This is a genomic window from Psychrobacter sp. CX90 (assembly GCF_057396305.2).
This window is the reverse complement of sequence record NZ_CM182008.1, coordinates 1937810-1958552: the sequence shown is the minus strand read 5'-3', so window position 1 is coordinate 1958552 and position 20743 is coordinate 1937810. Positions and strand designations below refer to the sequence as shown.

The following is a 20743-nucleotide window of genomic DNA, read 5'->3' as shown; positions in this document are numbered from 1 at the left end:
ATGTTTATCTGATTAAGGACATAGCATGCAAATTGAAATAAGGAAGCTATCTAACAACATACCCTGCCAAGGCATATCCGTTCGCACCACCAACCAAGATGAGACAAATCCTGAAAGCGCTAAAATAGGTGAAATGTGGCAAAATTTTTATCAAAACTATGTCGCTAAACTTCCAGAGGGTTGCGATATATATGGTATTTATCACAATTACGAAAGCGACGCCAATGGGGCTTTTGATGTGACGGCTGGTTGGCATCAAGTTGATGATAGTCTAGCGTTTGATACTAACGATTTAATAAAAGTCACTATTCCCACAGGCAAGTATTTGGTCTTTAGCGAGCAGGGCACTATGCCTGAAGCTGTCATTACGGCATGGCAAAATGTTTGGGCTTATTTTAATGATGCTGACTGTACGCATACTCGGTTATATGATGTCGATTTTGAGTATTATGTGAGTGAATCGCAAGTTGAGGTATATATTGGAATTGAGTAAGCGTTTAAATGAATGAATATGTGCTACAAATTCAGGCTTCTTCCTTGTTCAACCTTAACGTTAACCTTCATCATATGTTGCAACTCATATTCTAATTGCTTAAGATTTTCAGCTGATATATCTCCTTCAGGAAAATAAACAGACACAACTAACGTAAAGCCTTTAGGAGTATAGCCAATAGTTTGTATTTTACCACCATATTTCTTGATGATGGTATCAATTTGTTCTATATCTTCTTCGCTATCATAAACATCTAGCATATCCTCTTTACTTCTATCTGCAATCGGTAATATTTCTATATCAAAGCTAAATCCACGCGCTTCACCGTCTGTGATAACGTATTCATGGGTATCAGCTGCCACATTTTTACGAGTGACGATAAAATATTTTGGTGGACCAGAACCATTAACATACAAGTCAACATAGCTATGACCGAGTTGCGCTTTGATCTTATCAATAACTTCGCTAGCTTCCTTAGAGTCGTAGACGGTCTGAAAGCGATAAATATCCTCAACGGGTATGTTCGAAGCTTTAGCCATCTGTTTAGTAATATTTGGATATTCAATATCTCGTGGCGAGTTGTCTTTGGGAACATCAGAGTGGGAGTCAATTGTTGACCAGTCAATCTGTATTTTTGATTGTTCGGCTACTTTACCAATAGACTCTGAAGTTACTTGATTATACGATGTAACGCTACAAGCACTTAATAGAGCAGTCATAACGATGACTGAGGTCAGCATTCCAGTATTAATTCCATCTCTCACAGTATACTCCCAAGTAAATTTATTGATAAAATTGATGTTGCACTAATAAAATTGCAAATTAACCCACCGATTAATTTATGATGTTTGACGGTGGTTTGTTCGTTAAATTCGGTGGGTTACGCTTCGCTAACCGCACCCTACAACCCGACCAGAAATCCTACCAGTTTTAACCACGATAAATATCTGCTAAAACAAGATGTTACCGCTAGTCCTGATAGAAGCGGTAGCTTGGTGGGTTGTGGGGCATACAGCATCTTACACAGGAGTGGTCGCTTGAATAATGGAACACGCGTGTGTTTAGATGCTGTGCCCCACAGGCAATCAACTACAAGCGGATAGCAGGAATAGCTCCAAAAATTTAATCAAAATTACAAATTAACCTAACAACAATTCCTCAAGCATCTTCTCATAAATTTGCGCCAACTTACCAATATCATCAATTTCTACCTTTTCATCGACTTGATGAATGGTAGCGTTACGCACACCTAGCTCAACCACTTGTGCACCCGTTGGCGCAATAAAACGACCATCGGAAGTACCACCAGAAGTCGATAGCGTGGTATCAATGCCCGTCACTTCTTTCACCGCCACTTTACACGCATCCACTAACTTACCCTCAGCGGTTAAAAATGGATTGCCTGATAGTTTCCATTCGATGTCGTAACGAGCCTCAGTATCTTTAAAATGCTTATCCAAAATCTCGTGAGTCTTGGCTCTTAACTCTTCTTCCGTAGTTTCGGTCGAAAAGCGAAAGTTAAAAACCACTTCTACCGTTTCAGGAATGACATTGTTAGCACCCGTGCCCCCATTGATATTCGAGATTTGCATCGAAGTTGCAGGGAAGAACTCATTACCTTTATCCCATTGAGTATGGGTAAATTCAGTTAACGCGGGCAGGAGGGCATGAATCGGATTTACCGCCAAATGTGGGTAGGCGACATGACCTTGTTTACCAGTGACTGTCAAAACACCGCCCAACGAACCTCGGCGACCATTTTTGATAATATCGCCAAGCGTATCGGTACTCGATGGTTCGCCAACCAAGCAGTAAGTGATTTTCTCATTGCGAGATTCTAAGGCCTCAATGACTTTTACCGTACCATTAATAGAAGGCCCTTCTTCATCGGAGGTTATCAACATCGCGATAGAGCCCTTGTGATTAGGATGATTTTTAATAAAGTTTTCAGTTGCTACTGTAAACGCGGCAATCGCTGTTTTCATATCTGCTGCGCCACGACCCCAAAGAAAGCCGTCTTTAACGGTTGGCTCAAAGGGTGGGATTTTCCAATTATCAGCATTGCCCGTTGGCACAACATCAGTATGCCCTGCAAAGCAGATGACTGGGTCTGTCTTGCCACGTCTTGCCCACAAGTTTTTGACCTCAGCATTGAGTCCAACCGCATTTTTATCGCCAAAATACATAAATTCACAGTCAAATCCAAGCGGTTTAAGTCTATTAACCAATACGTCCTGAGCGCCCTTATCATGAGGGGTGACCGAATCACGACTCATTAAATCAATACTGAGTTCTAAAGTGGCTTGTTGATGGTCAATTGTGTGGTTTTTTGGGTCGTTTTTGCTCATAATCGTCTCAAAGTTGGTAGGGAAAGGGTCTATCGGTTTAAGGTCTGATTTAAGGGGTTTTATTGATTTGGATTTGCTAAGGTGCTTATTTCGTTTATTGACTATACGGCAATCATAATGGTTCAGCGATAACAATGGCATCATCACGACGTAACCAAGTCGCGATAGAATAACGTTGACGGTGCGCAATTTCTACCTGATGGCGTAAATTGCTATCAAACAATATTAATCGATTGGCCTTGGGTAATATTTGGTGTTGTTTTCCATGATTGTCAATAATGGATAGTTCCCCGCCATCTTCTGTCGTCCATTCATCATTTAAATAAAACACCGCAGAAATAACCCGCTCATTGCGTCCTACTGGATTGTCTTTGTGCCACTGATAACCAAAGCCTACAGGATAGCACGTATAGTGTGCCTCACTATGGCGAATACCTGCAAATAATAGTCTATTCAAATAAGTCGCCAGCTCGTTTATGCTATGCAGATAATAAAATCCAGCGAAGAAATTATGGGTAATCCAGCGAATACGGTCACCTCGTATATCCGTTTTACGTCTACCATCGGTAAGTAGCGCATCCCGATAGTCAACAAATCCGCTTTCAGCCTGCAAAGCGAGTAAAGCTTTGCAAGTATAAACCTCATCTAGCACTATAAAGCCATTATTAATAAAACTATCAATCATAGCCTCATTAAATTGTTGCGCCCAATCCACTGCAAAATCTGATTGCTCTAGCGTATTTTGAGTGGTGCTAAGATCAATTTTCTCATGTTCAATTAAGGCATTGTTAACATCTGAACGGTATGCAATCTCATTAACGACTGCATTAGCTATACTTTTAGCACTTTCTACCTCGGAAGGTATTAAAGGTGGTGGTATAGGCACCGTTATCGGGTCATTATGTAGGTTTATAGGCGGTATTAAATTACTATTAACTTGAGTTTTATTCGTTTTAGTCATCAATAGCACCTCTGACACCTGCATTAACGGTAAAATAGCGAAAACAGTAAACTAGCGAATGGGGTAGTGGTAAATTAATTAATAGTTTATTTATAAGCCCCCTCATTTATTCAGGACACTCTTACTCAATCATGAAACTCTTAAATGTGTAGCATCAGTTTACTTAGTTTGGGTGTTAGCCCTGTTATCTGATAACGTTTTAGTGGGTATGAATTTAACGATCAAAAGCACGGTTTAATCAATGCATATAGGGTCAATTAACTATTAATATACTTATTTCAAACCTGCTTATGCTAACATAGAACCTAATTTTGATTCCCCAATTTTAATACGCAACTTTCTATCATTAAACAAGCCAACTTATGAACTATAAACATGCCTATCACGCGGGTAATTTCGCCGACGTCGTAAAACACATCTTACTGATTCAACTGCTTAACCAAATGAGCAAAAAAGATAAACCTTATTATGTTCTAGACGCTTACGGTGGACGAGGCCTTTATTCTTTAAGTAGTGAAGAGTCGCGCAAAACCGGAGAGTCTCGGGCAGGTGTACAAAAGATTTTGGATGCGGATACCTCCGACGCGCCTGATGCCGTACGTCAGTATATTAATGATATTCAGAAGGCACGTCAGACTTATGACAAGTTTGTATACCCAGGTTCACCTTGGTGGATTGCCAATCATGTTGAAAAAAGTCCAGAACCCCTTGTAAGAGCTGAAGCTTTTGAACTAAAAAATAGCGAATATGATGCCCTTAACTATCAATTGTATAAATTACCTATTGGTATTCAAAATCGTGATGCGTTTGAAGGCATTCGTGCGGTTATTCCGCCAGTAGAACGCCGCGGTGTTATTTTGATTGATCCGCCTTACGAGCAAGAGCATAAAAACTTCTCAAACTTGGTGGAACTGTTAGTTGCCAGTATGGACAAATGGCCACAAGGGGTGTATGCCCTTTGGTTCCCAATTAAAAATATTGATGCGGTTGAACTGTTCTATAAGAAGATGAAGCGTACCGATATTCGGAAACAGCTGTTATGTGAGCTAAATGTATATCCTAATGACGTGGCAGCAGGTCTTAACGGTACGGGTATGTTGATCATCAACCCACCTTGGCAATTTGACCAAAATGCGCGCCAAATTTTAAACTTTTTACAGCCCTTACTGCGTCCGGCAGATGCGCCTGATTTGCCACAAAGCCAAGCGGTCAGCGTACGATGGTTGGTTGGCGAGTAGTTCGTCCATTTTAAAACCAATGATTTTTAAGCCAATTAATAGTCAAGCATTGAGTCATCTACTAAACCGTTATAACAGTCTAATATGACTATAACAAAACAATGTTGTCAGAGGTTCTTAATGAGCATGTCTAAATCGCCACGTCCTGACAGTTCTAACATAACTAGCAATTCAGATACGCCACATCAGCAAGGCATAGCAACTAGCAACGCTGATTTAGCAGGTACAGACTCTGTCAATGATGGCTCAACAGGTAATGGCTTAAGAGCTGATGATTTAAGAATTAATGAGTTGACCGATACCCCGTCAAGCTCAGCATCAACCCCTTTGGCTCATCAAAGTGAGCACAATCGCAAAATTGCAGAAACGGGTGATTACGACGGTTTAACCTTTGACGTTATCGAAGAAGAAGTCGCAGACGGTCATCAAGTGGTTAGCCGAGGTGTCTATCTTGCGCCCAATCTAATCACAACGCTATCCTTACTATCCGGTTTTTTCTCAATTTTATCTAGTATGCAAGGCGACTTTTATAAAGCATCTCTTGCCATATTTTTATCTGGCTTACTTGATGGCGCCGATGGCCGAGTGGCACGGATGCTCAATGCCCAAAGCCCTTTTGGCGAGCAATATGACTCGCTAGCTGACATGCTGGCTTTCGGAGTTGCCCCTGCCATTTTGATATATAGCTTTGCGCTACAACCTTTGGGAAGAGTCGGGATTGCCTGTGCCTTTGTTTTCACTGCCTGTGCCGCCTTTCGCTTAGCACGTTTTAACGTTCAGATTGGCGAGGTCGATAAAAAATTCTTTGTCGGTTTAGCCAGTCCATTAGCGGCTATATTAGTGACCAGTGCTGTCATGGTTGCCATCGATCACAGCCAATGGATTGGGGAATACGATACCCAAATTATGTTTGCCTGCGCCGCTTGGGTGGTCATTTGTGGTCTGCTCATGGTCAGCAATATTAAATACTACAGCTTTAAAGAATTTGATAAAAAGAAAGTACCCTTTGTCGCTTTGATTATCGCTGTGTTGGTCATGGCAATCGTATTATACGACATCCCTGTTGGTCTCCTTGCCATTGGTATTATCTACGCACTATCAGGCATTGTTTCGACCATAAAAGCCAAAATGAAAAATTAGACCAGTGAGAGACTTTAGGCTAGGACATGTTTATATACTCTAAATAACAAGACTTCCTAATATTGCGCACTAATTTTGAAGCTATTTCCTGCTATTCGCTTGTAGTTGGCAAACAGTGGGCAGCAGCGTCTAGGTTCAAGAGTATTCCATTATTCAAGCGACTCCCCTTGAACAAGACGCTGCAACCCCACTGCCTACCAAGCTACCGCTACTATCAGGGCTAAAAAGCCTAATAACGGCATAGTGCTTACTACGTTATAAAACCCTTACTCAATGTGGAGTTTACCTGTTCTGATGTTACCCCAAGGCTCGGAGAGCATGGCCTCTTTTAAACCCACAGTCAAAGCGTTTATACAAGCAACCCGCCCCCGTACCTTTCCACTCGCTGTCGCCAGCATTGTCTGCGGTAGTGGTTTAGCGTTGTCGCAATTGGCATCTACTACTGGTATCACTTGGCACAATTGGCTAGTATTATTTCTCACTATATGGGTAGCCTTGGCGCTACAAATACTCTCCAATCTTGCTAATGATTATGGGGATGGCGTTAAAGGCACAGATGCCATGCGAGACGACAGCAGCCCAGAGCGTATGTTAGCAAGAGGGCAATTACAACCTGACCAATTCAAACGACTTATCTATATTTGGGCTTTTTTAACGTTCTGGTCAGGCGTGGCTTTGATTGCGATTGGATTTGATAACCTGCATGATTTTCTTATATTTTTAGGCTTTGGCGTCGTCGCGATTATCGCTGCTATGTGTTATACCATGGGAAAGCGCCCCTATGGATATCGTGCAATGGGAGAGGTTGCCGTACTAATATTCTTTGGTTGGCTTGGTGTATTGGGCAGTGTCTATCTACAAACGCAGCAATTAAATCTTAGCCACTTAGTGCCTGCTACAGGCTGTGGCGGTCTTGCTGCTTGCGTGCTTTATGTGAATAATATGCGGGATGTATATAGTGACAAACAGGCGGGTAAGGTTACCTTAGCTGTATTACTAGGCGATAAGAAGATGACTCAAGGCTACTTTTTCTTATTACAATTTTCAATGATGTGCTACCTGACATACGCTGCACAATTTAACCTCTATGCTTTAATTGTAATACTTCTATGGCCAAAACTTATCAGACATTCTAATGTTATCTACAAAAGCGTAACCTTAGATAATGAAGGCGAGGTAAAGGATGTGGATGTGATTAAGATAGGCGGAGAGCTTAAAAATATTGTGATGATTTGCCTTGGTGTTAACGTTTTATTTGTTTGCGGCTTAATAATTAGCCATTTTTTTAGTAATGCTTAATCTGAAATGTATCTAATTGCAGAGAAGTATTGAGCAACTGTACTGCAAGCTAAGTTTAGCAACTTAAAATGCTTTATATAGTCAGTCTATTTCCCTGCTATTTTGCCTTGTAGAAAGCGACGCGCTACACTTTGCCCTATCTATGCTTTTGAGAATCGATTGAATGAAGAACGGCTACATCTATACCCAAGATAAAATCTGTAATTTTCTGAAAATTAAGAGCATGCCTCCAGCAACTTTCTAAATGCCAGATATGCTTTTTTAAAGAAAACTCCTTTGCCCCCTGCAATTTCTTTGTATTTTTAACGCGTCTCAAATCTGGTGTAGCGCCCCCATCTGCTTTTTGCTACTCTCATCATTAATAGTTAAGCTTTGCATTAGTCTTTAACTGATAAATTTATAACTTTACTTAAAGGTTAATCAAAAGTAGCCGTATGCAATACCTGTAATAAAAATAGTATCAGATTAAGAGAGCGTCAAATTAAAAAAGCAGCATGTTATAAATCTAAAGGAGTAGGATTGATTGTTAAATAACCTGAATAAAGAACTCGCACTAAAAGTATTATGGTTCGCCGTGGTAGGAGTCGTGATGTTACTGCGAGTCTATGACTATCTATCTATGTACCAAGGGTTAGGGATTTTCGTGATTTATACTTTAATACATGTACTGGTCATTGAAAAATTAGTGCTTGGTAAACTTAAGATAGCGAAGATAAAGTAACTAGAAGCAATTAGATGAGTAGTCTTATCATCCTCTAAATCTTGATTTTATATTTTATGTCGTCACTTACTTAGCTGTAGTGACTTGCCTAGTTAATGTATTGTTTAGTGTATAACGATAACGTATCTTAAAGATTTTTAGAAAAAAGCACAAAAACCGCTTGACCGCATTAAAAAAGAGTATATACTACGCCACCTGTTGAGAAGAAAGCGAACCTAGCAAGCAGTATTGATCACTTTGAAGAGAAGGGATCAGGGCAGTTGAAAAGGGAAGCGAAGTAGTAGGGTTAGGTGTTAATTGTCAGAAGGCAGGAAGCACTTAAACCGATTAAAAAAACTTCTTGACTTAGTAAAAAAAGCGTCTATAATACGCACCTCATTAAGGGAAACGAAGTAAACAACCTGACTTGAGAGAGAGGGTTTAGAGCTTTAGAAGCCTAAATGAAGAATAAATAAAAGCTTGACAGATATATAGTTAGACCATATACTAGACGGCTCACTAAGTAAGAACGGCAGATAGCTTATTATTACATTATTAGTGAATAACTTACCTCGGACGACGAGATAAGTCAACTATTTAAAAACTAGAATCAAAGAACAACTTGTGTGGATTTTTGTTGACATAGAATGCTGAAAAATTAAAGTTGGGATTATCTCTTATCGGGATAGTGACTAACTATAAAAATTATCATTCTTAACAGCAAGAAAACTCGAAGTTAATTCATTTATGAAAGAACGGAAAGAAAGAACGCCAGAAAGAATGAGCCAAGTTTTAGTAACCTCTTTAAAGGGTTACATAGCAAGATTAAACTGAAGAGTTTGATCATGGCTCAGATTGAACGCTGGCGGCAGGCTTAACACATGCAAGTCGAGCGGAAACGATGATAGCTTGCTATCAGGCGTCGAGCGGCGGACGGGTGAGTAATACTTAGGAATCTGCCCAGTAGTGGGGGATAGCACGGGGAAACTCGTATTAATACCGCATACACCCTACGGGGAAAAGGGGGCGCTTGCGCTCTCGCTATTGGATGAGCCTAAGTCGGATTAGCTAGTTGGTGGGGTAAAGGCCTACCAAGGCGACGATCTGTAGCTGGTCTGAGAGGATGATCAGCCACACCGGAACTGAGACACGGTCCGGACTCCTACGGGAGGCAGCAGTGGGGAATATTGGACAATGGGGGCAACCCTGATCCAGCCATGCCGCGTGTGTGAAGAAGGCCTTTTGGTTGTAAAGCACTTTAAGCAGTGAAGAAGACCATACGGTTAATACCCGTATGCGATGACATTAGCTGCAGAATAAGCACCGGCTAACTCTGTGCCAGCAGCCGCGGTAATACAGAGGGTGCAAGCGTTAATCGGAATTACTGGGCGTAAAGCGAGCGTAGGTGGCTTAATAAGTTAGATGTGAAATCCCCGGGCTTAACCTGGGAACTGCATCTAAAACTGTTAAGCTAGAGTAGGTGAGAGGGAGGTAGAATTTCAGGTGTAGCGGTGAAATGCGTAGAGATCTGAAGGAATACCGATGGCGAAGGCAGCCTCCTGGCATCATACTGACACTGAGGTTCGAAAGCGTGGGTAGCAAACAGGATTAGATACCCTGGTAGTCCACGCCGTAAACGATGTCTACTAGTCGTTGGGAGACTTGATCTCTTAGTGACGCAGCTAACGCAATAAGTAGACCGCCTGGGGAGTACGGCCGCAAGGTTAAAACTCAAATGAATTGACGGGGGCCCGCACAAGCGGTGGAGCATGTGGTTTAATTCGATGCAACGCGAAGAACCTTACCTGGTCTTGACATATCTAGAATCTTGTAGAGATACGAGAGTGCCTTCGGGAATTAGAATACAGGTGCTGCATGGCTGTCGTCAGCTCGTGTCGTGAGATGTTGGGTTAAGTCCCGCAACGAGCGCAACCCTTTTCCTTAGTTACCAGCGGGTTATGCCGGGGACTCTAAGGATACTGCCAGTGACAAACTGGAGGAAGGCGGGGACGACGTCAAGTCATCATGGCCCTTACGACCAGGGCTACACACGTGCTACAATGGTAGGTACAGAGGGCAGCTACACAGCGATGTGATGCGAATCTCAAAAAGCCTATCGTAGTCCAGATTGGAGTCTGCAACTCGACTCCATGAAGTCGGAATCGCTAGTAATCGCGGATCAGAATGCCGCGGTGAATACGTTCCCGGGCCTTGTACACACCGCCCGTCACACCATGGGAGTTGATTGCACCAGAAGTGGGTAGCCTAACCTTCGGGGAGGCGCTCACCACGGTGTGGTCGATGACTGGGGTGAAGTCGTAACAAGGTAGCCGTAGGGGAACCTGCGGCTGGATCACCTCCTTATTGACGCATTCGGTCAGCAAGAATTCACAACAAGTTGTTCTTTGATTTTAGTAGATAAAAGCTTTAAAAAGCTTTAGAAGATTGTGCAATAGCATAGCTTTTTGAAAATCCTATTTAAAGGATTTTCCTTGCGAAGCTAAAATTGCAATGCAATTTTTTAACGCTTCTCAGGGTCTATAGCTCAGCTGGTTAGAGCACCGTGTTGATAACGCGGGGGTCGGTGGTTCAAGTCCACCTAGACCCACCATTATATGGGGCCATAGCTCAGCTGGTAGAGCGCCTGCCTTGCACGCAGGAGGTCAGGAGTTCGACTCTCCTTGGCTCCACCATATATAAATAGACCCAGAGCTAATAAAATAGAATTAAGTGATTAGTAACTTAACGATAAGGTACATAAGCAATTACTTACTTCTGTTTTATACAGAGACAATATGACGACTGGATGACAGCGTTATTACTATTTAAAAACATAGATATGAGTTGTAATACGGTTAATACCCTACCCATCACTGAGTAGGATATTAACCAGATGACTAACCTTTTAACGACATCAGTTGTTATCCCAAGAGGTTAGTTATCGAAGGTAATAAGAGAACTGAATCAAGCGTAAATTATCAAGGTGATATCGTTATAATTACTAACCATATTTGCAAGAATCAGAATTATGAATTGGTTAAAACACCTCGGATTACTTCGAGGTTGTCTTTAGCCAATAATAAAACTGAATCTATTAAATGCGAATATTAAGACCCTTTGGGGTTGTATGGTCAAGTAATTAAGCGCACATGGTGGATGCCTTGGCAGTCAGAGGCGATGAAAGACGTGACAGCCTGCGATAAGCTTCGGGGAGGCGGCAATATCCTGTGATCCGGAGATTTCTGAATGGGGAAACCCATCTAGTGTAAGCTAGATATTCTAATTTATTAGGAAGCGAACGAGGGGAAGTGAAACATCTCAGTACCCTTAGGAAAAGACATCAAAAGAGATTCCCCTAGTAGCGGCGAGCGAACGGGGAGGAGCCGACGGATTTATATGTAGAAGAACAGAGTGGGAAATCTGGCCATAGTGGGTGATAGCCCCGTATTCGAAACATATAATGAAGCATATTAAGTAGTGCGGAACACGAGAAATTCTGTATGAAGATGGGGGGACCATCCTCCAAGGCTAAATACTCCTGACTGACCGATAGTGAACCAGTACCGTGAGGGAAAGGCGAAAAGAACCCCTGTGAGGGGAGTGAAATAGAACCTGAAACCGTGTGCGTACAAGCAGTGGGAGCGGACTTGATCCGTGACCGCGTACCTTTTGTATAATGGGTCAGCGACTTATATTCTGTAGCAAGGTTAACCATTAGGGGAGCCGTAGGGAAACCGAGTCTTAATAGGGCGTATAGTTGCAGGGTATAGACCCGAAACCGAGTGATCTATCCATGAGCAGGTTGAAAGTGCCGTAACAGGCACCGGAGGACCGAACCCACTGTCGTTGAAAAGCCAGGGGATGACTTGTGGATAGGGGTGAAAGGCTAATCAAACTCGGTGATAGCTGGTTCTCCCCGAAAGCTATTTAGGTAGCGCCTCGGACGAACACCATTGGGGGTAGAGCACTGTTTCGGCTAGGGGGTCATACCGACTTACCAAACCGATGCAAACTCCGAATACCGATGAGTGATATCCGGGAGACACACGGCGGGTGCTAACGTCCGTCGTGGAGAGGGAAACAACCCAGACCGCCAGCTAAGGCCCCAAATTCCTAGTTAAGTGGGAAACGAAGTGGGAAGGCATAGACAGCTAGGAGGTTGGCTTAGAAGCAGCCATCCTTTAAAGAAAGCGTAATAGCTCACTAGTCGAGTCGGCCCGCGCGGAAGATGTAACGGGGCTCAAACTAGGAGCCGAAGCTGCGGATTTGAAAATTGTTTCAAGTGGTAGGGGAGCGTTGTGTAAGCCTGTGAAGGTGTGCTGTAAGGCATGCTGGAGGTATCACAAGAGCGAATGCTGACGTGAGTAACGATAATGCGAGTGAAAAGCTCGCACGCCGGAAGATCAAGGGTTCCAGTCCAACGTTAATCGGGGCTGGGTGAGTCGACCCCTAAGGCGAGGCCGAAAGGCGTAGTCGATGGGAAATTGGTTAATATTCCAATACTTGTTTATGATGCGATGGAGGGACGGAGAAGGTTATGCCAGCCTGGCGATGGTTGTCCAGGTGGAAGGATGTAGGTAGATGGCTTAGGTAAATCCGGGCTGTTAATACCGAGATCTGATAGCAAGCTGTACTTGTACAGCGAAGTGGCAAATACCATGCTTCCAGGAAAAGCTTCTAAGCGATAGTCATAAACGAATCGTACCCTAAACCGACACAGGTGATCAGGTAGAGAATACCAAGGCGCTTGAGAGAACTCTGCTGAAGGAACTAGGCAAAATGGTACCGTAACTTCGGGAGAAGGTACGCTGCTGGTGGTGAAGGACTTGCTCCGTAAGCTACTAGCAGTCGCAGATACCAGGCTGCTGCAACTGTTTATTAAAAACACAGCACTCTGCAAACACGAAAGTGGACGTATAGGGTGTGATGCCTGCCCGGTGCTGGAAGGTTAATTGATGGGCTTAGCGTAAGCGAAGGTCTTGATCGAAGCCCCAGTAAACGGCGGCCGTAACTATAACGGTCCTAAGGTAGCGAAATTCCTTGTCGGGTAAGTTCCGACCTGCACGAATGGCATAATGATGGCAGCGCTGTCTCCAGCAGAGACTCAGTGAAATCGAAATCGCAGTGAAGATGCTGTGTACCCGCGGCTAGACGGAAAGACCCCGTGAACCTTTACTACAGCTTTACATTGAACTTTGACCTGACTTGTGCAGGATAGGTGGGAGGCTTTGAAGCAGATACGCCAGTATTTGTGGAGCCAACCTTGAAATACCACCCTGGTCATGTTGGGGTTCTAACTCAGGTATAACAATACCGAGGACAATGTATGGTGGGTAGTTTGACTGGGGCGGTCTCCTCCTAAAGAGTAACGGAGGAGTACGAAGGTGCGCTCAGAACGGTCGGAAATCGTTCATAGAGTATAAAGGCAAAAGCGCGCTTAACTGCGAGACCCACAAGTCGAGCAGGTACGAAAGTAGGTCTTAGTGATCCGGTGGTTCTGTATGGAAGGGCCATCGCTCAACGGATAAAAGGTACTCTGGGGATAACAGGCTGATACCGCCCAAGAGTTCATATCGACGGCGGTGTTTGGCACCTCGATGTCGGCTCATCTCATCCTAGGGCTGAAGCAGGTCCTAAGGGTATGGCTGTTCGCCATTTAAAGAGGTACGCGAGCTGGGTTTAGAACGTCGTGAGACAGTTCGGTCCCTATCTACCGTGGGCGTTGGAAATTTGAGAGGATCTGCTCCTAGTACGAGAGGACCAGAGTGGACGAACCGCTGGTGTTCGGGTTGTCATGCCAATGGCATTGCCCGGTAGCTACGTTCGGATGGGATAACCGCTGAAAGCATCTAAGCGGGAAGCCCACCTCAAGATTAGATTTCCCTTAAGAGCCGTTGAAGACTACAACGTTGATAGGCAGGGTGTGGAAGCGCAGTGATGCGTGTAGCTAACCTGTACTAATTGCTCGTTTGGCTTGACCATACAACACCCAAGTGGTTTTGTAGCTCTCTTTTTATAATAAAGAGTAGAGCAAGCTAATTATTTCGATATCATCCTGATGATTGCTTATTAATAGCAACCTTGATTCAGGTTCTTGATAAATACATAGTCAAATCAAAGTTAAGTCAACAACTTAACCAACTCATATCTATACCCCCTTTGCTGACGACAATAGCACGATGGAACCACCTGATCCCTTCTCGAACTCAGAAGTGAAACATCGTAGCGCCAATGGTAGTGTGGGTCCGCCCATGTGAGAGTAGGTCATCGTCAGCTCCCTATACCTAAAAGCCCCCCTTCATTCGAAGGGGGGCTTTTTCCTTTGCGTTAGTTTCCTTCATTAATACATTGCAAACTGAATAATCACTAATATTATTCCAATATAGGAATGTTCAGCTTTATTTTTTATACTCTTAAGTGTAGTGAATTAAAGTGAAATGCAACATGAGAACTAATTTAAACTAATATTTTTACATAAGAGGCTTCATATGATCACATCAACCGTCCAATATCAAGGCAATCTACGTACACAAGCATTACATCTTCAATCAAACAATCAAATCATTACGGATGCGCCAACGGATAATCATGGAAAAGGGGAAGCGTTTTCTCCGACTGATTTGTTAGCGTCCAGTTTGGCCAGTTGTATGTTAACCATTATTGGGATTAAGGCCGCTGCAATGGATGTGGATGTTGTCGGCACTAAAGCTGAAGTGACTAAAGTAATGGCGGCTGATCCACGTCGCGTGAGTGACGTGAAAGTCAATATTGAATTCACTCAAAATTTTGACGAGCGTACTCGTAAGGTTTTGGAAGCGGCAGCATTGACTTGTCCTGTGGCAAAGAGCTTACACCCTGATATTAATCAAGACGTCACGTTTAGTTATACGAATAATTTTTAAGCTATGTAGACACTTTTTGATGGGTAATGGTTCGTGTTTCATCGAGAAAAAATACAGTATTGGATTTTTCAGAAAGTGTTTTTAAAGCGTGTTCAGTTAGTCTTTGATAATGCTGAATAAAAGTGGCTATTTGAGCTTCAGTCATAATCGCCAGTTGATGCTTGTCATTATGAGAAGCCGTCGCTTTCGTTAACTTCTGCTCTTGCTCTAAGCGCCAGTTAAAGACGCAATCAAACGACGGCGCCTTTAGCATTACTTGGTAGTCAATCATATTAAATAGGGTTTGGTAATCATCAGCAAGTTTTGTATTGACAAATGAACGCCAAATACCTTGTGGATCATCAGTCTTCTCTAGATTATTTATGGGGTTCTTTAATGCTTCATCTGGTTGAGGTTTGACGCCCACGCACCAGCCTTCTAATATAATAAAGTCTGGACTGTAATCAATGACTGGCCACTCATTTACAGAGTAGGGGTTATCGGTTGACTTATCAAAGCGGGGAAGCTGTGTTAGAGTTCCGTTTTGTAATTGGTTGAAGGTTTTTAACGCTAACTCTATATCATGTGTTCCGGGTACACCGCGCGTCTTTAATAATGGATGAATCGTATTCGCCAAAGCCAATCTGGCAGTTTGATCCAGATAGAAGTCATCTATCGATAAAGACACGACGGTTTTACCCTGTACGGACGTTAAATAGCTGTCGATAAAACTGCTTAAGGTCGTTTTACCAGAGCCTTGGCAACCCGTGACGCCAATGATAAACGGTTTTGACGAATTATGTTGATGCTGTAATACCCTTTCGCATAAGGGTTCGAACCATTGTTGTGCTATAGCTTTATAACTACTTGGCAGTTGATGGGTCGATAAAAAGCGCTGAATATCTGTTTTTTTATCCACGTTGTTTCTCAGTTAAGGTCTTATACACATTATACAAGGTAATAGGATTATAATATTCGTGCTATCACTTCATTATAAAGAGTTATATAAGGTTAATATGAAGAATTAACCCACTTAAACTATATTAAAAAATGTCGTTCATAAAAATTAGCTAGTCCTGCTTATCGCTCTAATAAGATATCGAAAATTTCTTAATATAACTCTATTATTTAAGTTGAGCCTTTACCCCATCTATCAATATTAATTGGGGCTGTAGTAGATAAGCACTATGCTAGACTACTAAAATGAAGCTAACCCGTTGTAAATTAAGTAAAAAAGTACAGTTAAGGCTACTTGAGTTTTTTACCGCTGAAGTAACGGCTCGAACAGCAGCTGATTTGCTAGGTATTCAACCCAATACAGCGGCACTTTTTTACCATAAAATAAGACTCGTTATTGAGTATTATTTATCTCTTGAAGCAGATGACGTCTTTGATGGTGAAGTCGAATTAGACGAAAGTTACTTCGGTGGTGTACGTAAAGGTAAAAGAGGTCGAGGCGCTGCTGGTAAGACCGCCGTATTTGGCATTTTAAAACGAAACGGTAAGGTTTATACCATTGTTGTAGATGACACCAAACAGAACACTCTAATGCCTGTTATTACCCGTAAAATAAAGCCTGACAGCTTTGTTTATACCGATAACTATCGTAGTTATAACGCCTTAGATGTGAGCGAATTTAAGCATTTTAGAGTAAATCATTCTAAAGAGTTTGCACGAGGCGCTAATCATATCAACGGCATTGAGAACTTCTGGAACCAATCTAAACGTACACTTAGAAAATACAACGGAATCAATAAGAAAAACTTTCACTTGTTTTTAAAAGAGTGTGAGTTTAGATTTAACTATGGGTCACCATCTAATCAGCTTAAAATTCTGAGAAAATGGTGCGATATTTAATCCTTATCTACTACAGCCCCTATTAATTTATTTATTACATAAACTAAGAGTAGGTTTAAGTGTAAGATACAAGAATAGAATAAAAGAGTTAACCAAACTTTTAATTTTATAAATTAAGTATTTTTTCTATTATGGTTAAAATATATTTAAATTCTTGAGTAGCAAATATGGAATTTGGATTCTTAATAGATGATAAAAGTTTTTAATGGGCTATAGATGCAGGTAAGCATTTAACTTTGTGGTCGTGTCATGACGGAATATCCAAGATAACTAAATTTGAAACTGAAAGGTTTTGTAATATTGAGCTTATACGCTTTATCGATTACTATTCATATCTTAGTAGATTCATAATCTCACTACAGCAGTAGATGGCAGTTATCTATTACAACTAAAGTACTAAAGAAAATTTCAGATTTTGAGGAGTATCGAGATCTGCCATATACTAAGAGCATAAAATGGTAATTATCATTAAATTGCTACCTTTGGAGAGAAACAAAGCATACTAAACCTATAATCAAATAATTTCCCTTCCACGAAATCGACAACAAAAATGCCAACCAAAACCCTACTCATCATAGCGCACGCCCCCTCTCCTAACACCCAAAAGTTGGCACAAGCTGCTTTAAATGGTGCTAATCATCCTGATATAGATATCAATGTCATTCTTAAATCGCCGCAAGACACGCAACCTGAAGATGTGCTGGCTGCCGATGCTATTCTGATAGGCACGACTGAAAATTTAGCCTATATGGCAGGGCTGACTAAAGATTTCTTTGATCGTTGTTATTACCCTGTGCTTGAGAAAAAGCAAGGTTTACCGCTTGCCGTATATATTCGTGCAGGCCAAGATGGCACAGGGACGAAACGAGCTTTAAAAACCATTACTACAGGTCTACGTTGGGAGTGGGTGCAAGATGCCCTAATATTAAAAGGCGATTGGCAGGAAGCATTTACGTCTCAAGTAGAAGAGCTTGCGATGACGCTAGCCGCTGGTGTTGAAGCAGGTATCTATTAATCTAAATTTAGTTAATTCGCCAGGGTGGAGGTGTTATGAATAAAGAAAATCTTGTAAATACAGATACCCGTCATGAAAATAGACTGCCATTTTCGCAGGCCTGTGAGAATAATAAACAGCCCATCCTAAATGTGCTACAAAAAGAGCTGCAAGACTATCATCAGGTTTTAGAGATTGGGTCGGGTACAGGCCAACATAGCGTTTACTTTGCACCAAGATTAACACATTTGCAGTGGCAGACTAGCGATGTTGTTAATAATCATCATGTCATTAAAGCATGCCATGAAAAGCATCCTGTATCCAATTTGCATGCGCCTTTAGCGTTTGACTTAAGAGCGGATCCAATCCCTAGTTCGGTAACTAGTCAGCCTTATGACGCTGTGTTTACGGCCAATACGCTACATATTATTGCTTGGCCTTTGGTAGAGCGATTGTTTAAATTAGTCGGAGAGGCGTTACCGTTAAATGGTAAGTTGATTGTTTATGGACCATTTAATGAAAATGGACATTATAGTAGCGACAGTAATCGGCAGTTTGATGCTCATTTGCGTCAGCGTGATCCAAACAGTGGTATCCGTCATAAAGAAGATATTATCGGCTTAGCAGAGCAACATCATTTGGCATTAAAGCGTCAGTATCAGATGCCAGCGAATAATGAAATATTGGTATTCACAAAACATACTGGCATTGACAAAAAATAGTATAAAAATAGGAGTTAATTGAGTAGGCTTAATTTTTAATCAATTGTAGTTAACTATATTTTACCTGCTTTAATACATCGTTGATGTTTAAATGACAGTATCACGTCTAATTCTGAGATATATAGCCAGTGAGCAAAGCTGGTTATGGTTAGCTGATATTGATCAATGATATTGAGACACTTCCGATGACTGAGTCCAATCCATAATCCTATTTGATTAGAGGGTAGGTGGTTGTCTTCTGTGCGACCTATGGCTTCGTTTAAAGGACTATTGGTCTTACACATACTCTCAAACTCAAAATGACAATTTGGCGTTATGTTGGGTAAATAGGGGTATGTTAGTAATGACATGATATTCCTTTGTCTTTAATTAATTTTTTTCTTACATTAGGTTTATTTGATGGAAGCCACTCAAACCCTACTTAGGTTTGAGTGGCTTTTTGTGCATGGTCTGATCTAAGCCATGTAATCAAGCAATTTGATTAGGCAACGTTATACCAGTCAATTTTCCGAGTCATAACCATGACACAGGCCAGTAGAGCAAAGCAGAACAGTGCACCAAGCAATAGATTTAAGTCTTCAGTGGTTAATATTCCGTAAAATGCAGCATAGAGGCCGCCCAAAATAGCGGTAAACATGACAGCACGTTTGCCACTACCAAGCAAGTAGTAAGAATACCAACCTATTAACCCTACACTGGCAGTAGCTGCAATGGTATATGCCATCCAGAAGGCAATTTGCTCAGCAAGCGGCAGTAGTAAGACGTAGAAGGTTAATAATGCACAGCCAACAAGTAGATACTGAATGGGATGAATTCGGCTTGATTTTATGACCTCAAATAAGAAAAATGTGCCAAATGAGACCAGTATTAATAGAAGTGCATACTTCATAGTGCGTTCGGTTTGTAAGTAAACATCATTGGGTTCAGCAAAACTAACCCCAAAGCTGCTAAGGGTTGTGTGACTGTTGTTAGAAGCTTCCTCCACCTCTATGGCTCCGTCATATAAGCGGTCATAATCTACAGTGCTTGTGTGTAAGGGGGTATAACTGTTAACACGGCAGTCGTTACTTGGGATGGCTAGACAGTTGGACAGTTGTTGATTGTTAGCGATAGTGAGGTATTGGTTTTGCCAATTGGCTTTGAAACCCGTTTTGGCCAGTGTCTTTGCATTGGGTAAGGCTTTACCAATAAAGTTAGGTGCATGCCAGTTACTGGTCATGGTAAGCTCAAAGTTTTGACCTGTCGGCACAGTGCTCAAAGTACTAATACCCGATAACGGTAGGTTAATAAGGACGTTAAAGGTAGTTTTAGCCGTTGAATCAGCTTGGGCAGTGTTGGATAAACCAGCAGTTGGATTTGCTGAGTGAGCTGAATTAAGTTGCTTTTTAAGTGAAGCAGGAAGTAAGGCTTCTACGTAGCTGAAGTCTTTAATTAATAAGGATTGTGGGTAGGTCGCTTTGAGCTGGGTTTTGTTTATGGTAACCATTGGTAGCGTGGTGACGCCGCGTAAGTCTGACACTGGAATGATAAGTCTCGCTTTATCCCAATGTAAGGTTTTAGTGGTGGAGTCAGCAGCAGTTGAGCGGGTATTGCCAGAATGGGTAACGGTGGAACTACCATTTTTAGGGTTAGTATTGACAGTGCTGGTTATAGAAGGATCTTCAATAATGGAAGCATAACGCTTTGGTTGTTCAAGCGTATAACGTTGGTCAAATACTAAGTGACCATTGTAGCTGGTCGCATGATAGATGCCTCGCTTATAGGTATCAGTACTGACCGCTAGGTCTTGTGTGGATGCTGTCTGGTTGGCAAATAACGTTTCTACGCCTGTGTATGACTCTCGACATTTATAGTTTTTATTAGAAGCGTCTTCTGAGCACTTAGGCGTTATAGTGGTTGGTATGGCAATAAAAGGGGTGATGACTTGTTGCGGATTAATATGCTGTTGGGCAATTTCTCTGACCACATCCTCAGAATACTGTTGCCGCTCGGTAATTAATGAGCCAATCATAGTGAGACCAATGCCAAAAAAAAGGCACAGCCCTGCGATAATGGATAATTTAATCAGTAATGTTTTTTGCATAAGACTTCCTTCCCTTATTTTTGCTTG

Annotated in this window: 14 protein-coding genes, 2 tRNA genes and 3 rRNA genes; 13 read left to right on the top strand and 6 right to left on the bottom strand. The window is 41.9% G+C overall.

Features of this window, described 5'->3' with window-relative positions:
* The first annotated feature begins 25 nt into the window (after positions 1-25).
* Entirely contained in the window at positions 26-493 is a 468-nt protein-coding gene (locus AC2SLN_RS07705) for a GyrI-like domain-containing protein (RefSeq protein WP_486550865.1), read from the top strand.
* A 23-nt stretch (positions 494-516) separates the two neighbouring features.
* Here the strand turns inward: AC2SLN_RS07705 and AC2SLN_RS07700 are convergent, their stop codons facing one another.
* The 3 genes from AC2SLN_RS07700 to AC2SLN_RS07690 all read right to left on the bottom strand — a co-directional run bounded on the left by AC2SLN_RS07700 (position 517) and on the right by AC2SLN_RS07690 (position 3802).
* The gene (locus AC2SLN_RS07700) at positions 517-1257 is read right to left on the bottom strand and encodes a hypothetical protein (RefSeq protein WP_486550866.1); all 741 of its coding nucleotides are present in this window, start codon (positions 1255-1257) and stop codon (positions 517-519) included.
* Positions 1258-1632: 375 nt separating this feature from the next.
* Complete coding sequence (gene dapE / locus AC2SLN_RS07695) at positions 1633-2841, bottom strand: succinyl-diaminopimelate desuccinylase (RefSeq protein ID WP_486550868.1); 1209 nt, start codon at positions 2839-2841, stop codon at positions 1633-1635.
* A gap of 112 nt (positions 2842-2953) precedes the next feature.
* On the bottom strand, positions 2954-3802 hold the full coding sequence (locus tag AC2SLN_RS07690; protein ID WP_486550869.1) for a 2OG-Fe(II) oxygenase: 849 nt from the start codon (positions 3800-3802) through the stop codon (positions 2954-2956).
* A 362-nt stretch (positions 3803-4164) separates the two neighbouring features.
* On the opposite strand from AC2SLN_RS07690, the gene AC2SLN_RS07685 reads away from it, so the two are divergent.
* From AC2SLN_RS07685 to AC2SLN_RS07645, 9 genes are all read left to right on the top strand, one after another.
* Positions 4165-5040, top strand: coding sequence for a 23S rRNA (adenine(2030)-N(6))-methyltransferase RlmJ (locus AC2SLN_RS07685; protein WP_486550871.1), 876 nt, complete (start codon positions 4165-4167; stop codon positions 5038-5040).
* Between the two features lie 126 nt (positions 5041-5166).
* Entirely contained in the window at positions 5167-6180 is a 1014-nt protein-coding gene (gene pssA / locus AC2SLN_RS07680) for a CDP-diacylglycerol--serine O-phosphatidyltransferase (protein ID WP_486550872.1), read from the top strand.
* Between the two features lie 318 nt (positions 6181-6498).
* Entirely contained in the window at positions 6499-7479 is a 981-nt protein-coding gene (gene menA, locus AC2SLN_RS07675; RefSeq protein WP_486550874.1) for a 1,4-dihydroxy-2-naphthoate octaprenyltransferase, read from the top strand.
* 1527 nt (positions 7480-9006) lie between these two features.
* Positions 9007-10543: ribosomal RNA gene (locus AC2SLN_RS07670) — 16S ribosomal RNA — on the top strand.
* 170 nt (positions 10544-10713) lie between these two features.
* A tRNA-Ile gene (locus tag AC2SLN_RS07665) sits at positions 10714-10790 on the top strand.
* Positions 10791-10796: 6 nt separating this feature from the next.
* A tRNA-Ala gene (locus tag AC2SLN_RS07660) sits at positions 10797-10872 on the top strand.
* A gap of 436 nt (positions 10873-11308) precedes the next feature.
* Positions 11309-14161: ribosomal RNA gene (locus tag AC2SLN_RS07655) — 23S ribosomal RNA — on the top strand.
* Between the two features lie 179 nt (positions 14162-14340).
* Positions 14341-14455 (top strand): 5S ribosomal RNA (gene rrf, locus AC2SLN_RS07650).
* Together the 16S, 23S and 5S rRNA genes with 2 tRNA genes alongside form the textbook arrangement of a ribosomal RNA operon.
* Positions 14456-14667: 212 nt before the next feature.
* A complete protein-coding gene (locus AC2SLN_RS07645; protein ID WP_486550939.1) occupies positions 14668-15081 on the top strand; it encodes an OsmC family protein in 414 nt (137 codons plus the stop codon).
* A 1-nt stretch (position 15082) separates the two neighbouring features.
* Here the strand turns inward: AC2SLN_RS07645 and AC2SLN_RS07640 are convergent, their stop codons facing one another.
* Positions 15083-15979 (bottom strand): P-loop NTPase fold protein, encoded by an 897-nt coding sequence (locus AC2SLN_RS07640; protein ID WP_486550937.1) that lies wholly within the window; start codon positions 15977-15979, stop codon positions 15083-15085.
* A 284-nt stretch (positions 15980-16263) separates the two neighbouring features.
* On the opposite strand from AC2SLN_RS07640, the gene AC2SLN_RS07635 reads away from it, so the two are divergent.
* The 3 genes from AC2SLN_RS07635 to AC2SLN_RS07625 all read left to right on the top strand — a co-directional run bounded on the left by AC2SLN_RS07635 (position 16264) and on the right by AC2SLN_RS07625 (position 18633).
* Positions 16264-16917 carry an IS1595 family transposase gene (locus AC2SLN_RS07635; protein WP_495057324.1) on the top strand — a complete coding sequence of 218 codons (654 nt, stop codon included), beginning with the start codon at positions 16264-16266 and terminating at the stop codon, positions 16915-16917.
* Positions 16918-17467: 550 nt separating this feature from the next.
* The gene (locus AC2SLN_RS07630) at positions 17468-17932 is read left to right on the top strand and encodes a flavodoxin family protein (protein WP_486550911.1); all 465 of its coding nucleotides are present in this window, start codon (positions 17468-17470) and stop codon (positions 17930-17932) included.
* A gap of 35 nt (positions 17933-17967) precedes the next feature.
* Positions 17968-18633: a DUF938 domain-containing protein gene (locus AC2SLN_RS07625; RefSeq protein ID WP_486550912.1), complete on the top strand. Its 666-nt coding sequence runs from the start codon at positions 17968-17970 to the stop codon at positions 18631-18633.
* 53 nt (positions 18634-18686) lie between these two features.
* Here AC2SLN_RS07625 and AC2SLN_RS07620 read toward each other — a convergent pair whose 3' ends face one another.
* Both AC2SLN_RS07620 and creD read right to left on the bottom strand, forming a co-directional pair.
* On the bottom strand, positions 18687-18983 hold the full coding sequence (locus AC2SLN_RS07620) for a hypothetical protein (protein ID WP_486550914.1): 297 nt from the start codon (positions 18981-18983) through the stop codon (positions 18687-18689).
* A 131-nt stretch (positions 18984-19114) separates the two neighbouring features.
* Entirely contained in the window at positions 19115-20716 is a 1602-nt protein-coding gene (gene creD, locus AC2SLN_RS07615; protein WP_486550916.1) for a cell envelope integrity protein CreD, read from the bottom strand.
* Positions 20717-20743 lie beyond the last annotated feature (27 nt).

Excerpts from the sequence above, each read along its gene's own strand:
- dapE (WP_486550868.1), bottom strand. The coding sequence starts at position 2,841 with ATGAGCAAAAACGACCCAAAAAACCACACAATTGACCATCAACAAGCC.
- AC2SLN_RS07690 (WP_486550869.1), bottom strand. The coding sequence starts at position 3,802 with ATGACTAAAACGAATAAAACTCAAGTTAATAGTAATTTAATACCGCCT.
- pssA (WP_486550872.1), top strand. The coding sequence starts at position 5,167 with ATGTCTAAATCGCCACGTCCTGACAGTTCTAACATAACTAGCAATTCA.
- AC2SLN_RS07625 (WP_486550912.1), top strand. The coding sequence starts at position 17,968 with ATGAATAAAGAAAATCTTGTAAATACAGATACCCGTCATGAAAATAGA.
- AC2SLN_RS07645 (WP_486550939.1), top strand. The coding sequence starts at position 14,668 with ATGATCACATCAACCGTCCAATATCAAGGCAATCTACGTACACAAGCA.
- AC2SLN_RS07685 (WP_486550871.1), top strand. The coding sequence starts at position 4,165 with ATGAACTATAAACATGCCTATCACGCGGGTAATTTCGCCGACGTCGTA.
- AC2SLN_RS07630 (WP_486550911.1), top strand. The coding sequence starts at position 17,468 with ATGCCAACCAAAACCCTACTCATCATAGCGCACGCCCCCTCTCCTAAC.
- AC2SLN_RS07705 (WP_486550865.1), top strand. The coding sequence starts at position 26 with ATGCAAATTGAAATAAGGAAGCTATCTAACAACATACCCTGCCAAGGC.
- menA (WP_486550874.1), top strand. The coding sequence starts at position 6,499 with ATGGCCTCTTTTAAACCCACAGTCAAAGCGTTTATACAAGCAACCCGC.
- AC2SLN_RS07635 (WP_495057324.1), top strand. The coding sequence starts at position 16,264 with ATGAAGCTAACCCGTTGTAAATTAAGTAAAAAAGTACAGTTAAGGCTA.
- creD (WP_486550916.1), bottom strand. The coding sequence starts at position 20,716 with ATGCAAAAAACATTACTGATTAAATTATCCATTATCGCAGGGCTGTGC.
- AC2SLN_RS07620 (WP_486550914.1), bottom strand. The coding sequence starts at position 18,983 with ATGTCATTACTAACATACCCCTATTTACCCAACATAACGCCAAATTGT.